Origin of the sequence: Streptomyces sp. NPDC046887 (assembly GCF_040644755.1) — a bacterium.
GTDB classification, from domain to species: domain Bacteria; phylum Actinomycetota; class Actinomycetes; order Streptomycetales; family Streptomycetaceae; genus Streptomyces; species Streptomyces lichenis.
On record NZ_JBEYXH010000057.1, the window covers coordinates 1 to 14,675 of the forward strand.

Below are 14,675 nucleotides of genomic sequence, written 5' to 3' on the forward strand. Positions count from 1 at the left end.
TAAGCCTTTCAGCGCCGATGGTACTGCAGGGGGGACCCTGTGGGAGAGTAGGACACCGCCGAACAATTGTTGTGGGAAAGCCCCGTACCGGGTATAGGTACGGGGCTTTTCTGCGTTTTGAGGGGGATGGGGGAGGGCGGGACCCTCCGTCCTGGGCGGGGTGGGGCTGGCGGTAGGGTCGGGGAGCATCGTCGGCACGTTTCCCCCAGGAGGCCCCCGGGTGGAGGTTCAGGAGACTCGCGTCCAGACCGACCGAGTCCTCACCATCCCCAACATCCTCAGCATGGCTCGCCTCGTCGGCGTACCGCTCTTCCTGTGGCTGATCCTCCTGCCGGAGTTCGGCGGGCCCAAGGCGGACGGGTGGGCGCTGCTGGTGCTGCTGCTGAGCGGGGTCAGCGACTATCTCGACGGGAAGCTGGCCAGGCGCTGGAACCAGATCAGCAGCCTGGGGCGCATCCTCGATCCGGCCGCCGACCGGCTGTACATCCTCTCCACGCTGGTGGGCCTCACCTGGCGCGAGATCCTGCCACTCTGGCTCACGGCCGCCCTTTTGGCGCGGGAACTCATGCTGCTGGTGATGGTCGGGATCCTCCGCCGGCACGGCTATCCGCCGCCGCAGGTGAACTTCCTCGGGAAGGCGGCCACCTTCAACCTGATGTACGCCTTCCCGTTGCTGCTGCTCAGTGACGGCAGTGGTTGGCTGGCGTCACTCGCCGAAGTTTTCGGGTGGGCGTTCGCCGGATGGGGTACAACTCTCTATTGGTGGGCAGGAATCCTGTATGTGGTCCAGGTCCGCCGACTAGTCACGGCGGACGCAGCGGCCGACTGAGTCCGTCTGAGCACGACGTTGTGCCGCCCGAGTCGCGCACACGTCTGTCTGCCGTGAGCGGGGGTTGGTCCCGGACGGACGCGGTCGGCTTGACCGTCGTATCTGCTAGGAGGACGCTTCCGACATGAAGGCCGTCGTTATGGCCGGGGGCGAGGGCACTCGCCTTCGACCCATGACCTCAAGCATGCCCAAGCCGCTCCTGCCGGTGGCCAACCGACCGATCATGGAGCATGTGCTGCGGCTGCTCAAGCGGCACGGTCTCAACGAGACCGTGGTCACGGTGCAGTTCCTCGCCTCGCTCGTCAAGAACTACTTCGGCGACGGCGAAGAACTGGGCATGGAACTCAGCTATGCCAACGAGGAGAAGCCACTCGGCACCGCGGGAAGCGTCAAGAACGCGGAAGAGGCGCTGAAGGACGACGCCTTCCTCGTTATTTCCGGTGACGCCCTGACCGATTTCGACCTGACCGACCTCATCCGGTTCCACAAGGAAAAGGGTGCGATGGTCACGGTGTGCCTGACCCGGGTGCCCAACCCGCTGGAATTCGGCATCACCATTGTGGACGAAGAGGGCAAGGTCGAGCGCTTCCTGGAGAAGCCGACCTGGGGCCAGGTCTTCTCCGACACGGTCAACACCGGTATCTATGTGATGGAGCCGGAGGTCTTCGACTACGTCGAGGCGGACACGTCGGTGGACTGGTCCGGCGATGTCTTCCCGCAGCTGATGAAGGAAGGCAAGCCGATCTACGGCTATGTCGCCGAGGGCTACTGGGAGGACGTCGGCACCCACGAGAGCTACGTCAAGGCGCAGGCCGACGTGCTGGAGGGCAAGGTCGACGTCGAGCTGGACGGCTTCGAGATCTCGCCGGGGGTGTGGGTCGCGGAGGGTGCCGAGGTCCACCCCGACGCGGTGCTGCGCGGGCCGCTGTACATCGGCGACTACGCCAAGGTGGAGGCCGGCGCCGAGCTGCGGGAGCACACCGTGGTCGGCTCCAACGTGGTGGTGAAGACCGGGGCGTTCCTGCACAGGGCCGTGGTGCACGACAACGTGTACATCGGCCAGCACAGCAATCTGCGCGGCTGCGTCATCGGCAAGAACACCGACATCATGCGGGCCGCCCGGATCGAGGACGGCGCCGTCATCGGCGACGAGTGCCTGATCGGTGAAGAATCGATTGTCCAGGGCAATGTGCGGGTCTACCCGTTCAAGACGGTCGAGGCCGGCGCGTTCGTCAACACCTCGGTCATCTGGGAGTCGCGCGGGCAGGCGCACCTGTTCGGGGCGCGCGGGGTCTCCGGCATCCTGAACGTGGAGATCACCCCGGAGCTGGCGGTGCGGCTGGCCGGCGCGTACGCGACCACGTTGAAGAAGGGCGCCACCGTCACCACGGCCCGTGACCACTCGCGAGGCGCGCGAGCGCTGAAGCGGGCGGTGATCTCGGCCCTGCAGGCCAGCGCCATCGACGTACGCGACCTGGAGAACGTGCCCCTGCCGGTGGCCCGCGAGCAGACCGCCCGCGGCAGCGCCGGCGGGATCATGATCCGGACCACGCCGGGCGTCCCCGACTCGGTCGACATCATGTTCTTTGACGAGCGGGGCGCGGATCTGTCGCAGGCCGGGCAGCGCAAGCTGGACCGGGTCTTCGCGCGGCAGGAGTACCGGCGGGCGTTCCCCGGCGAGATCGGCGACCTGTCCTTCCCGTCCAGCGTCTACGACTCCTATACGGGATCACTGCTGCGGTCGGTGGACACCTCGGGTGTCGCCGAGGCCGGGCTGAAGATCGTGGTGGACGCGTCGAACGGCAGCGCCGGACTGGTGCTGCCCAGCCTCCTCGGGCGGCTGGGTGTCGACTCGCTGACCATCAACCCGGGTCTGGACGAGTCGCGTCCCACCGAGTCCGCGGAGTCCCGGCGGGCCGGGCTGGTGCGGCTCGGCGAGATCGTGGCCTCGGCGCGGGCCGCGTTCGGCGTCCGCTTCGACACCGTCGGCGAGCGGCTGTCGCTGGTGGACGAGCGGGGCCGGATCATCGAGGACGACCGGGCGCTGCTGGTGCTGCTCGACCTGGTGGCCGCCGAGCGGCGCAGCGGGCGGGTCGCGCTGCCGGTGACCACGACCAGGATCGCGGAGCAGGTCGCCGCGTACCACGGCACCCAGGTGGACTGGACGACCACCTCGCCCGACGACCTGACCCGGGTGGGCCGCGAGGACTCCACGATCTTCGGCGGTGACGGCCGCGGCGGCTTCATCGTGCCGGAGTTCAGCAGCGTCTTCGACGGTACGGCGGCCTTCGTGCGGCTCATCGGCCTGGTGGCCCGTACCCAGCTCACCCTGAGCCAGATCGACGCGCGCATCCCGCGCGCCCATGTGCTCAGGCGTGATCTGGCCACCCCGTGGGCGGTGAAGGGCCTGGTGATGCGCCGGGTCGTGGAGGAGGCCGGCGACCGGCATGTGGACACCACGGACGGTGTACGCGTGGTGGAAGCCGACGGCCGCTGGGTGATGGTCCTGCCGGACCCGGCCGAGGCGGTCACCCATCTGTGGGCCGAGGGGCCGGACGACGGCTCCGCCGAGGCCCTGCTGGACGAGTGGGCGGCCGTGGTGGAGAGCGCCGGCCGCTGATCCCCGTACCGGTGCGCCGTCCCCGGGGTCGAAAGACCCGGGCGCGGCGCACCGGTACTCCATTCGGCGGAACCCGTCGCGACGTGCGACGATGTGCGGCATGTCGCAGCAGCCCCCCGTTCGGAGCACCGGTGCACCGCCTCCGCGGCCCGACGCGTCCATGTCGCTGCTGACCAATGTGATGGACCACGCCCTGGACGACGGCTACGCCGAGGCGTCGGCCCGCCGGGCGGCGGAGGACCGCGGGCTGCCGCGCACCCTGCGGGCCAAGCTGGGGCTCGCGGCCGGTCTGGTGCTGGCCGCCCTGGTGGTCACCCTCGGTGCCGCCCAGGCGCGTACCTCGGCCCCGGTGGTCGCCAAGGAGCGCGAGGAGCTCATCGACCGCGTCCAGTCCAAGACCTCGGCCGCCGACCAGCTGGAGAAGCAGGTCGAGGGGCTGCGCACCGAGGTGGGGGAGCGGCAGCGCCAGGCGCTCCAGGACCACGGCGGCGACCAGGCGGACGTGGTCGGACTGCTGTCCGGCGCCACCCCGGTACGCGGTCCGGGGCTGAAACTCGTCATCGACGACGCCGAGGCGAGTGACAAGGGCGGCGGCGGGCCGCGGGAGAGCGCCTCCTTCACCGACACCGGGCGGGTACGCGACCGGGATATGCAGCGGGTGGTCAACGGCCTGTGGCAGTCGGGCGCCGAGGCGGTCGCCATCAACGGCCAGCGGCTGACCGCCCTGTCGGCGATCCGTGCCGCGGGCGACGCCATACTGGTCGACAACCGGCCACTGGCACCGCCGTACACGGTGCTGGCGGTGGGGGACGCGAAGCGGCTCCACACCACCTTCCAGGACAGCGCGGACGGCGCGTATCTGGACGTGCTGCGGGAGAACTACGGTGTCCGCAGCAGCATTTCGGAACAGGGCGAGGTACGTCTGCCGGCCGCCCCGAGCCTCATCGTCCGTATCGCGCAGCCGAGGCTCGCCGGGGAAGGCGCGGGTGAGGGCGCGGGCCGGGACGGGACCGGGACGGCCGGGACCGACACAGCAGGGAAGGGCACATCGTGATCGCCGTACTGGGCCTCGTCGTGGGAGTCGTGGTCGGACTGTTCATCCGGCCCGAAGTGCCGGCGGCGGTCGAGCCCTATCTGCCCATCGCCGTCGTCGCCGCGCTCGACGCGGTCTTCGGCGGGCTGCGGGCGATGCTCGACGGCATCTTCGTGGACAAGGTCTTCGTCGTCTCCTTCCTCTCCAATGTCGTCGTCGCCGCGCTGATCGTCTTCCTCGGCGACGAACTGGGCGTCGGGGCGCAGCTGTCCACCGGTGTGGTCGTCGTGCTCGGCATCCGCATCTTCTCCAACGCCGCCGCGATCCGGCGGCACGTCTTCCGGGCGTGAGGCCGATGAGCAGCAACGACGAGACCCCGACGGGCGGGGCCGCGCCGGACTCCGGCCGGGCGGCCGAGGGCCGGCCGGCCGTACCGCCGCCGCCCCCCGCCTCCGGGCAGCAGCCTCCCGAGACCCCTGTCCGGCCCGCGGCCCACTCCCCGCGGCCCGAGCCGACGCCGGAGCGGCCGCAGCCGCCCGTACAGCTGTCCGGATCCGCCGGGCTGCCGGGCACCCAGCCGGAGGCCGCCCAGCACCCCCAGCCCCGGCCTCCGCAGCCGCAGCCCTCGCGGCCGCTGCCGCCGAACGGGCAGCAGCCTCCCGCGTATCGGCTGCCGCAGCCCCCGGCCCAGCCGCAGCCGCCGCGGGCGGTCCATCAGCCGCTGCCGCCGCAGCAGCCGGTGGCGGGCGCACCGGAAGCGGCGTACCGGCCCTCGGGCCCCGTACCGGACCAGGACCCGGCGTCCGGCCCTCCGCCCACCGCCGAAGCCGCCCCGAAGCCGACTCCGGAGCCGGAGGTGACCGGTCGCCAGCGGCTGCTGGCCGGGCTGTGGCCGCCGCGGGTGACACGGGCGCAACTCGTCGTCGCCCTGCTGCTGTTCGGCCTGGGCCTGGGTCTTGCCATCCAGGTGCGCTCGACCGGCGACGACGAGGCGCTGCGCGGGGCGCGCCAGGAGGACCTGGTGCGCATCCTGGACGAGCTGGACGACCGCACCCAGCGGCTGGAGGACGAGAAGGCCCGGCTGGAGGACCAGCGCACGGAGCTGGAGAACAGCTCCGACCAGGCCGAGGAGGCCCGCAAGCAGACGCTGGAGAAGGAGCGCCAGCTCGGCATCCTGGCCGGCACCGTCGCCGCGCAGGGGCCGGGGATAACGCTCACCGTCGAGGACGGCGCGGGCGCGGTCGACGCGGACATGCTGCTGGACGCGATCCAGGAGCTGCGCGCGGCCGGTGCCGAGGCCATCGAGGTGAACGGGGTGCGGACGGTGGCCAACAGCTACTTCAGCGGCGACCCCGGTGGCATCGAGGTCGACGGGCGGGCGATCAAGGCGCCGTACCGGTTCGAGGTGATCGGGAAGCCGGAGGATCTGGAACCGGCCCTGAACATCCCGGGCGGGGTCGTCCAGACGCTGGAGAAGGAGCAGGCCACCGCGGTGGTGAGCCGGTCGGAGAAGATCGTTGTCGATGCCTTGCGACCGGTGCAGCGGCCTGACTACGCTCGGTCGTCCTCGCAGTGAAGCGGGGGTGTATGGGGGCCGTTGTCCAGGGGCACCAGGTTGCGGGGGGTCGGCGCACCGAGATCGCGGTGCGTGAGGGAAACTGTCCGGAGGATACGGACGTTGTGAGAATGTCCGGGTCGGCAGGTGTGTTCGTCCGAGGTTCGTCCTGCCCCACGGGCGGGTCTGTTTCGTTCAAGGGGAATCGCCCGTGAAGTTGTTTGCGAAGTTGTTCGGCAAGAGCGCACGCGAGGACGGCGGCAACGCCCGGCACCGCGCACCGCGCCATGGCCAGAGTGAGGAGCAGGGCGGCGAGCGCCCCCTGTTCCGTGATGAGGTCGGCCACCCCGGTGGTGACGTTTCCGGAGGCCAGGGCGCGTCTGTTGACCCTGGCTCGGCAGGCCGCATAGGTTTCGGGGAACCATCGACCTCGGGTGCGGGCGGCGGGTTCACCCCCGACCCGTACGCCACCAGCCCGCATCTCGCGGGCCAGCCGCGGCAGGAGGGTTCGGCCATGCCGGTGTGTACGAGGTGCGGTCACCGCAACGCCGAGGCGAGCCGTTTCTGCTCCAACTGCGGTGCCCCGCTGCGTGCGGGTGCGGTGCCCGAGCGGGCGTCCGAGACCACCTCCACGATCTCCATCTCGGGCCTTGAGGCGTACGACTCGGAGGTCACCGGCCAGACGCAGCTGCCGTCGCTCTCCCCGGAGGCCCAGGCCGCCGTGGAGGCGCTGCCGCTGGGCTCGGCGCTGCTGGTGGTGCGCCGGGGGCCCAACTCGGGCAGCCGCTTCCTGCTGGACGGCGACCTGACCACGGCCGGACGCCACCCGCAGAGCGACATCTTCCTGGACGACGTGACCGTGTCGCGGCGGCATGTGGAGTTCCGGCGCTCGCCGGACGGCAGCTTCACGGTCTCCGACGTCGGCAGCCTCAACGGGACGTACGTCAACCGGGAGCCGATCGACTCGGTGCCGCTGAACAACGGCGACGAGGTGCAGATCGGCAAGTACCGGATGGTCTTCTTCGCGAGCCAGCAGCGGGGCGTGTGACCCGGCCGGGCAGGTCTCTGCCGCGCGGCGCCGGGGACGGTGCCGCGCGTGCGGCCGAGCGCCTGGTGAGCATCGGCACGGTGCTCACCAGGCTCCGCGAGGAGTTCCCCGAGGTCACCATCTCCAAGATCCGCTTCCTGGAGGCGGAGGGGCTGGTGGAGCCTCGCCGCACCGCGTCCGGGTACCGCAAGTTCAGCCCCGAGGACGTGGAGCGGCTGCTGCGCATTCTGCGCATGCAGCGTGATCACTATCTGCCGCTGAAGGTGATCCGGGAGCATCTGGACGCCGTCGAGCGCGGCGGGGAGTCCGCCGCCGCCCCGCCGGTGCCCGCGCCGCGCCGCAGGGCCGGGGAGGACGGGCCGTGGGAGCACCCGGCCGCCGAACCGCCCGAGCCCCCGCCGCCGGTCCGGATCGGCCGTCCGGAGCTACTGGCGGCCGCCGGGGTGGGCGAGGGGGAGTTGGTCGAGTGGGAGTCCTACGGGCTGCTCCAGCCCGGCCCGGACGGCGGGTACGACCCCGAGGCGGTGACCGTCGCCAAGCTGGTCGCCGAGCTGCGGCGGTTCGGTCTGGAACCCCGCCATCTGCGGGCCGTGAAGGCGGCCGCCGACCGGGAGGCGGGGCTGGTCGAGCAGGTCGTGGCGCCGCTGCGCCGGCACCGCAACCCGCAGACCCGGGCCCATGCCGAGGCCACCGCGCAGGAGCTGGCCGGGCTGTCCGTACGGCTGCACGCGGCACTGGTCCGGCTGGCCCTGGGAACCCGTCCGCAGTAGGCGCCGGGGCCCGTCGGGGCCGCGGAACGGGGGGCCGGGCAGCGCCCCGGAACCGATCTTGGAGGGGCCCGACTATCCAAACCGGTCCGGCACGTCCTAGGGTTGCCATGTGAACGAGCTCGATGTCGTCGGTGTCCGGGTGGAAATGCCGTCCAACCAGCCGATCGTGCTCCTGCGTGAAGTGGGAGGCGACCGGTACCTCCCGATCTGGATCGGTGCGGGAGAGGCGACGGCGATCGCCTTCGCCCAGCAGGGCATGGCCCCTGCCAGGCCGCTCACGCATGACCTCTTCAAGGACGTCCTGGAGGCGGTGGGCCAGGAGCTCACCGAGGTGCGCATCACGGACCTGCGGGAGGGTGTCTTCTACGCGGAGCTGGTGTTCGCCAGCGGTGTGGAGGTGAGCGCCCGGCCGTCCGACGCCATAGCGCTGGCCCTGCGGACCGGGACCCCGATCTACGGGAGCGACGGCGTGCTCGATGACGCGGGCATCGCCATCCCGGACGAGCAGGAGGACGAGGTGGAGAAGTTCCGCGAGTTCCTCGACCAGATCTCGCCCGAGGACTTCGGCACCAGCAGCCAGTGAGCTCCGCCGCCTCGGAGACCGGGGCGGCGACCGTGCCCCTCCGGAGGGCGCGACCGTGCCGAAACAGCGCACACGCTGATGAAACGCGCATCCTTGCCCGATTCCAGGTCACGCCAAACCACTCTCGGGGTGATTGTCACTCGGCGTGGCGAGCGCGGCGATCGTTGACGCACCCCCGGTGACTCCCTACCGTCGAGTGGCAGGTCAAGGACGGAGGGTCGTTGTGATGATCAGCGGCGACGGTGCGACGGGGAGTGCCCCCGGACGAGGTCCGGTGGAGCAGCGGCCGTATCCGCTTCACGGGCAGACCCACGGGCAGACGGCCGACCGCGCGCCGGGCGGCGCGGCGCTCTCCCACGGCGGTCCGGACCGCCCTTCCACCCCGGCCCCCGAGCCCGCCGACGAGGCGGTCGGCTACCGCGGGCCCACCGCCTGCGCGGCCGCCGGGATCACCTACCGCCAGCTCGACTACTGGGCCCGCACCGGTCTGGTGGAGCCCAGCGTCCGGGCCGGCCGGTCGGCGGGCGCCCAGCGCCTCTACAGCTTCCGGGACGTCGTCCTGCTCAAGATCGTCAAGCGCTTCCTGGACACCGGGGTCGCCCTGCAGAACATCCGCACCACCCTGGTGCATCTGCGGGCCCGCGGCGGCGACCTGGAGCACATGACGCTGATGAGCGACGGGGCGACGGTCTACGAGTGCTCCTCGCCCGGCGAGGTGGTGGCGCTGCTCCAGGGCGGCCAGGGCGTCTTCGGGATCGCCGTCGACGTGGTCTGGCGGGACGTCGAGGCGGCGCTGTCGCAGCTGCACGGCGAGCGGGTGGACACCGGCGAGACCCTGGTGCGCCACCATCCGGCCGACGAGCTGGCGCGGCGCCGGCGCGACCGGGCGGTCTGAGACGGCGGCCGCGCCACTCGTACGGGTGTGCGGGGCGGTTGTCAGTGGGATGCGGCAGCATCAGTGGTGTGAGAGCCGCGCCCACCATCCTGCATCTGGACATGGATGCCTTCTACGCCGCCGTCGAGCAGGCGGCGAAGCCCAGTCTGCGCGGAAAGCCGGTGGTGGTCGGCGGACTGGGCCCGCGCGGGGTGGTGGCGACCGCCTCGTACGAGGCGAGGCGCTTCGGGGTGCACTCGGCGATGCCCACCGGGCAGGCCCGCCGACTGGCGCCCAACGCGGCCTATCTGGTCCCTCGGTTCACCGTCTACCGGGCGGTCAGCGAGCAGGTGATGGCCCTGCTGCGGGCGCTGTCACCGCTGGTGGAGCCGCTCAGCCTGGACGAGGCCTTCGTGGACCTGGAGGCCGGGGGCGCGGCGGACGACGCCGCCGGCGCCCGGCGCACCGGGGAGCGGCTGCGGGCGGACATCCACGCGGTCACCGGGCTCACCGGCTCGGTGGGGCTGGCCGGGTCCAAGATGCTCGCCAAGATCGCCTCCGAGCAGGCCAAGCCGGACGGGCTGCTGCTGATCGAGCCGGGCACCGAGCGGGAGCTGCTGGGGCCGAAGCCGGTGCGCATCCTGCCCGGTGTGGGCCCGGCGACCGGCGAGCATCTGCGCCGGGCCGGGATCACCACGGTGGCCGAGCTGACCGAGGCCGGTGAGGACGAGCTGGTACGCCTGGTGGGCAAGGCGCACGGGGCCTCGCTGTTCCGGATGGCCATGGGGTACGACGACCGCCCGGTGGTCGCCGAGCGGGACGCCAAGTCGGTGTCGGTGGAGGACACCTTCGACGTGGACCTGCACGACCGGGTGCGGGTCCGGGCCGAGGTGGAGCGGCTGGCCGAGCGGTGCGTGCAGCGGCTGCGGGGCGCCGGGCGCTCCGGCCGGACGGTGGTGCTGAAGGTGCGCCGCTACGACTTCTCCACGCTCACCCGCTCCGAGACGCTGCGCGGCCCCACCGACGACCCGGGCGTGGTGCGGGAGGCGGCGGCCCGGCTGCTGGAGCTGGTCGACACCACGGGCGGGGTGCGGCTGCTCGGGGTGGGCGTGACCGGGCTCGCCGACTACACCCAGGAGGACCTGTTCGCCCAGGCCGCGGAAGCCCGTGAGGCGGCGGCGGTGGCAAGGGCGGCGGACACGGCCCGGGAGGACGGTGTACGGGGCGAGGGCGGCGTCTCGGGCGGCGGGGAGCCCGCCGGGGTGGACACGGGCGGGAGCGGGGCAGCGGGGGCCGGGGTGGGCCTGGAGGAGGCGGCGGTCGGTACGGGTGCGGAAGTGGTCGCTCCGGTCGCGGCGGAGCACCAGGGCGCGGTGGTTCTCCCTGCCGGGACGCGGGGCGGCACCGAGGGTGTGGTCCCGGAGCCGGAGGAGGGCGCGCGGAAATGGCTGGCGGGGCAGGACGTACGGCATGCCGAGCACGGAGCCGGATGGGTGCAGGGCAGTGGGATCGGCCGGGTGACGGTGCGGTTCGAGGCGCCCACCTCGCCGCCCGGGCGGGTGCGCACCTTCCGTACCGACGACCCGCTGCTCAGCCCGTCCGATCCGCTGCCCCTCGTACCGGAGCCGGAATCGGAGTCGGAGGAGGCGGGCGGTCGGCTCTGCTGACCGGGGTCAGTCGTCCTGGCCGGCCAGGCGGCCGAAGTCGCGGTCCGGGGGAGGCGGCGCGGCCGGCAGGGCGATGCCGTAGTGGTGGTAGAGCTGCACCTCCTGCTGCGGGGAGAGATGGCGGCCCACGCCGAAGTCCGGGGCGTCCTTGATCAGCGCCCGCTCGTAGGGCACCCGCAGCTCCTCGCCCACCAGTTCGCTCGGCTCCAGGGGGACGAAGGCGTCCCGGCTGAACAGGCCGGTGCGCACGGCCGCCCACTCGGGCACACCGGTCGCGTCGTCCAGATAGACCTCGTCCACGGTGCCGATCTTGTTCCCGTCGCGGTCGAACGCCTTGCGGCCGATCAGGCTGCGCGGATCGATGTCGGTCTGCACGGTCCCTCCAACAGGTCGCACCCGCTCCATGGACACTACGTAAGGGCACAACGGTGACGTCGGCCACTTGAGGGATGGCGCCGGGACCCCGCTGGTAGGCTGGTTCCGGCTGCTGACCCCGTGCGGGAGAGTCCTCCGAGCAAGACCGTCGGAGGCGCCGAAGGAGCAAATCCTCCCCGGAATCTCTCAGGCCCCCGTACCGCACGGACGAGGTCACTCTGGAAAGCAGGGCAGGCGTCGGACGGCACCTGCCCTCACCGACGGTGAAAGCCGGTCCGCCGCAGGGCGGTCCGGTGAAGCTCTCAGGTTGAGATGACAGAGGGGGAGGCCGTCCGGGCACCCGCGCCGTGGTGCCCCTCGCAGGTCGTGACGACCAGGAGGCCCCCGCAGATGACCGCCAACCGTACTCCGCTCACCGAGCTTGAGCAGGGCATCCCCTTCGAGCAGCGGCACATCGGGCCCGACGCCGAGGCCCGGGCCAAGATGCTCGCGCAGGTCGGCTACGGATCGCTCGACGAGCTGACCGCCGCCGCCGTACCGGACGTCATCAAGAGCACCGAGGCCCTCGGGCTGCCGGACGCCCGCACCGAGGCGGAGGTGCTGGCCGAACTGCGTTCGCTGGCCGACCGCAACCAGGTGCTCGCCCCGATGATCGGGCTCGGCTACCACGGCACCTTCACCCCGCCGGTCATCCTCCGCAACGTCATGGAGAACCCGGCCTGGTACACCGCCTACACCCCGTACCAGCCGGAGATCTCCCAGGGCCGGCTGGAGGCGCTGCTCAACTTCCAGACCATGGTCGCCGAGCTGACCGGGCTGCCCACCTCCGGCGCCTCCCTGCTGGACGAGGGCACCGCGGCCGCCGAGGCGATGTCGCTCTCCCGCCGGGTCGGCAAGGTCAAGCAGGGCGTCTTCCTGATCGACGCGGACGCGCTGCCGCAGACCATCGCCGTGATCGAGACCCGCGCCGAGCCCACCGGTGTCGAGGTGGTCACCGCCGACCTGAGCGAGGGCATCCCGGCCGAGATCGCCGAGCGCGGCGTCTTCGGTGTGCTGCTCCAGTACCCGGGCGCCTCCGGGGCGGTGCGGGACCTCAAGCCGGTCGTCGACCAGGCCCATGAGCTGGGCGCGATCGTCACCGTCGCCGCCGACCTGCTCGCCCTCACCCTGCTCACCTCGCCGGGCGAGCTGGGCGCCGACATCGCCGTCGGCACCACCCAGCGCTTCGGCGTCCCGATGGGCTTCGGCGGCCCGCACGCCGGCTATATGGCCGTCCAGGCCAAGCACGCCCGCAGCCTGCCCGGCCGGCTGGTCGGCGTCTCCGTGGACGCCGACGGCAACAAGGCCTACCGCCTGGCCCTGCAGACCCGCGAGCAGCACATCCGCCGCGAGAAGGCCACCAGCAACATCTGCACCGCGCAGGTGCTGCTCGCCGTGATGGCCGGGATGTACGCGGTCTACCACGGCCCCGAGGGGCTGAAGACCATAGCGCGGCGCACCCACCGCTACGCCGCGATCCTCGCCGAGGGCCTGCGCGCCGGGGGCGTGGAGCTGCCGCACGGCGCCTTCTTCGACACCGTCACCGCCAAGGTGCCCGGCCGGGCCGCCGAGATCGTCGCCGCCGCCCGCACCGGCGGGGTCAACCTCCGCCTGGTCGACGCCGACCAGGTCTCCGCCGCCTGCGACGAGACCACCGGCCGCGCCCAGATCGCCGCCGTGTGGAACGCCTTCGGCGTCACCGGGGACGTGGAGGCGCTGGACGCCGCCACCGAGGACGCCCTGCCCGCCGGGGTGCTGCGCACCGACGCCTACCTCACCCACCCGGTCTTCCACGCCCACCGCTCCGAGACCGCGATGCTGCGCTATCTGCGCCGGCTCGCCGACCGGGACTACGCGCTGGACCGGGGCATGATCCCGCTGGGCTCCTGCACCATGAAGCTCAACGCCACCACCGAGATGGAGCCGGTGACCTGGACCGAGTTCGGCCAGATGCACCCCTTCGCCCCGGCGGCGCAGGCCCAGGGCTATCTGACGCTCATCCGCGAGCTGGAGGAGCGGCTGGCCGAGGTCACCGGCTACGACAAGGTCTCCATCCAGCCCAACGCGGGCTCCCAGGGCGAGCTGGCCGGTCTGCTCGCGGTCCGCGCGTACCACCGCGCCAACGGCGACACCGCCCGTACCGTCTGCCTGATCCCGTCCTCCGCGCACGGCACCAACGCCGCCAGCGCGGTGATGGCCGGGATGAAGGTGGTCGTGGTGAAGACCGCCGACGACGGCGAGATCGACGTCGAGGACCTGCGGGCCAAGATCGAGCAGTACCGCGACGAGCTGTCGGTGCTGATGATCACCTATCCGTCCACCCACGGGGTGTTCGAGGAGCACGTCGCCGACATCTGCGCCCAGGTGCACGACGCCGGCGGCCAGGTCTACGTGGACGGCGCCAACCTCAACGCCCTGGTGGGCCTCGCCAAGCCGGGCCACTTCGGCGGCGACGTCTCCCATCTGAACCTGCACAAGACCTTCTGCATCCCGCACGGCGGCGGCGGTCCCGGTGTCGGCCCGGTCGGCGTGCGCGCCCACCTCGCCCCGTACCTGCCCAACCACCCGCTCCAGCCGGGCGCCGGACCGGAGACCGGTGTCGGCCCGATCTCGGCCGCCCCCTGGGGCTCGGCCGGCATCCTGCCGATCTCCTGGGCGTACGTCCGGCTGATGGGCGGCGAGGGCCTCAAGCGCGCCACCCAGGTCGCGGTGCTGGCCGCCAACTACGTGGCCAAGCGCCTGGAGCCGCACTACCCGGTGCTCTACACCGGCCCCAACGGACTGGTCGCCCACGAGTGCATCGTGGATCTGCGCCCGCTGTCCAAGGCGACCGGCGTCAGCGTGGACGACATCGCCAAGCGGCTGATCGACTACGGCTTCCACGCCCCGACCATGTCGTTCCCGGTGGCCGGCACCCTGATGATCGAGCCCACCGAGAGCGAGGACCTGGCCGAGCTGGACCGGTTCTGCGAGGCGATGATCGCCATCCGCGCCGAGATCGAGAAGGTCGTCTCCGGCGAGTGGCCGGCCGAGGACAACCCGCTGGGCAACGCCCCGCACACGGCGGCCGCGCTCGGCGGCGACTGGGACCACGCCTACACCCGCGAGCAGGCCGTCTTCCCGGCCGGGGTCTCGGCCGCGGACAAGTACTGGCCGCCGGTGCGCCGGATCGACGGCGCCTTCGGCGACCGCAACCTGGTCTGCTCCTGCCCGCCGCTGGACGAGTACGAGGGCTGACAAGGACCACCGCTCATGCCGAGGGCCGGTACGGAGGATTCCGTA

At 72.0% G+C, this 14,675-nt stretch carries 12 protein-coding genes and 1 riboswitch; of the genes, 11 read left to right on the forward strand and 1 reads right to left on the reverse strand.

Annotated features, from left to right (window positions below):
• The first annotated feature begins 220 nt into the window (after positions 1 to 220).
• The 10 genes from ABZ945_RS31515 to ABZ945_RS31560 all read left to right on the forward strand — a co-directional run bounded on the left by ABZ945_RS31515 (position 221) and on the right by ABZ945_RS31560 (position 10,979).
• Positions 221 to 829, forward strand: a complete 609-nt coding sequence (locus tag ABZ945_RS31515; protein ID WP_248634107.1) for a CDP-alcohol phosphatidyltransferase family protein — start codon at positions 221 to 223, stop codon at positions 827 to 829.
• Between the two features lie 124 nt (positions 830 to 953).
• Entirely contained in the window at positions 954 to 3,449 is a 2,496-nt protein-coding gene (locus ABZ945_RS31520; protein WP_248634108.1) for a mannose-1-phosphate guanyltransferase, read from the forward strand.
• A 100-nt stretch (positions 3,450 to 3,549) separates the two neighbouring features.
• Positions 3,550 to 4,503: a DUF881 domain-containing protein gene (locus ABZ945_RS31525; protein ID WP_361276635.1), complete on the forward strand. Its 954-nt coding sequence runs from the start codon at positions 3,550 to 3,552 to the stop codon at positions 4,501 to 4,503.
• Positions 4,500 to 4,832: a small basic family protein gene (locus tag ABZ945_RS31530; RefSeq protein WP_105867961.1), complete on the forward strand. Its 333-nt coding sequence runs from the start codon at positions 4,500 to 4,502 to the stop codon at positions 4,830 to 4,832. The genes ABZ945_RS31525 and ABZ945_RS31530 overlap by 4 nt, the downstream gene beginning before the upstream one ends.
• 371 nt (positions 4,833 to 5,203) lie before the next feature.
• Positions 5,204 to 6,058, forward strand: a complete 855-nt coding sequence (locus ABZ945_RS31535; RefSeq protein WP_361276687.1) for a DUF881 domain-containing protein — start codon at positions 5,204 to 5,206, stop codon at positions 6,056 to 6,058.
• 82 nt (positions 6,059 to 6,140) lie between these two features.
• On the forward strand, positions 6,141 to 7,085 hold the full coding sequence (locus tag ABZ945_RS31540) for an FHA domain-containing protein (protein ID WP_361276690.1): 945 nt from the start codon (positions 6,141 to 6,143) through the stop codon (positions 7,083 to 7,085).
• A gap of 65 nt (positions 7,086 to 7,150) precedes the next feature.
• Entirely contained in the window at positions 7,151 to 7,855 is a 705-nt protein-coding gene (locus ABZ945_RS31545; RefSeq protein ID WP_361276638.1) for a MerR family transcriptional regulator, read from the forward strand.
• A gap of 109 nt (positions 7,856 to 7,964) precedes the next feature.
• Positions 7,965 to 8,438, forward strand: coding sequence for a bifunctional nuclease family protein (locus ABZ945_RS31550; protein ID WP_248634112.1), 474 nt, complete (start codon positions 7,965 to 7,967; stop codon positions 8,436 to 8,438).
• Between the two features lie 223 nt (positions 8,439 to 8,661).
• A complete protein-coding gene (locus ABZ945_RS31555) occupies positions 8,662 to 9,333 on the forward strand; it encodes a MerR family transcriptional regulator (RefSeq protein ID WP_361276641.1) in 672 nt (223 codons plus the stop codon).
• 68 nt (positions 9,334 to 9,401) lie between these two features.
• The gene (locus tag ABZ945_RS31560) at positions 9,402 to 10,979 is read left to right on the forward strand and encodes a DNA polymerase IV (protein WP_361276644.1); all 1,578 of its coding nucleotides are present in this window, start codon (positions 9,402 to 9,404) and stop codon (positions 10,977 to 10,979) included.
• 6 nt (positions 10,980 to 10,985) lie between these two features.
• Here the strand turns inward: ABZ945_RS31560 and ABZ945_RS31565 are convergent, their stop codons facing one another.
• On the reverse strand, positions 10,986 to 11,354 hold the full coding sequence (locus ABZ945_RS31565) for a PRC-barrel domain-containing protein (RefSeq protein ID WP_361276647.1): 369 nt from the start codon (positions 11,352 to 11,354) through the stop codon (positions 10,986 to 10,988).
• A 113-nt stretch (positions 11,355 to 11,467) separates the two neighbouring features.
• Positions 11,468 to 11,566: riboswitch (glycine riboswitch) on the forward strand.
• 178 nt (positions 11,567 to 11,744) lie between these two features.
• Between ABZ945_RS31565 and gcvP the strand changes: the two genes are divergently transcribed.
• Complete coding sequence (gene gcvP / locus ABZ945_RS31570) at positions 11,745 to 14,630, forward strand: aminomethyl-transferring glycine dehydrogenase (protein ID WP_361276650.1); 2,886 nt, start codon at positions 11,745 to 11,747, stop codon at positions 14,628 to 14,630.
• The last annotated feature ends 45 nt before the right edge of the window (positions 14,631 to 14,675 follow it).

Bases quoted from the DNA above. Each gene is read 5' to 3' on its own strand.
- ABZ945_RS31525 (WP_361276635.1), top strand. From the start codon at position 3,550: ATGTCGCAGCAGCCCCCCGTTCGGAGCACCGGTGCACCGCCTCCGCGG.
- ABZ945_RS31520 (WP_248634108.1), top strand. From the start codon at position 954: ATGAAGGCCGTCGTTATGGCCGGGGGCGAGGGCACTCGCCTTCGACCC.
- gcvP (WP_361276650.1), top strand. From the start codon at position 11,745: ATGACCGCCAACCGTACTCCGCTCACCGAGCTTGAGCAGGGCATCCCC.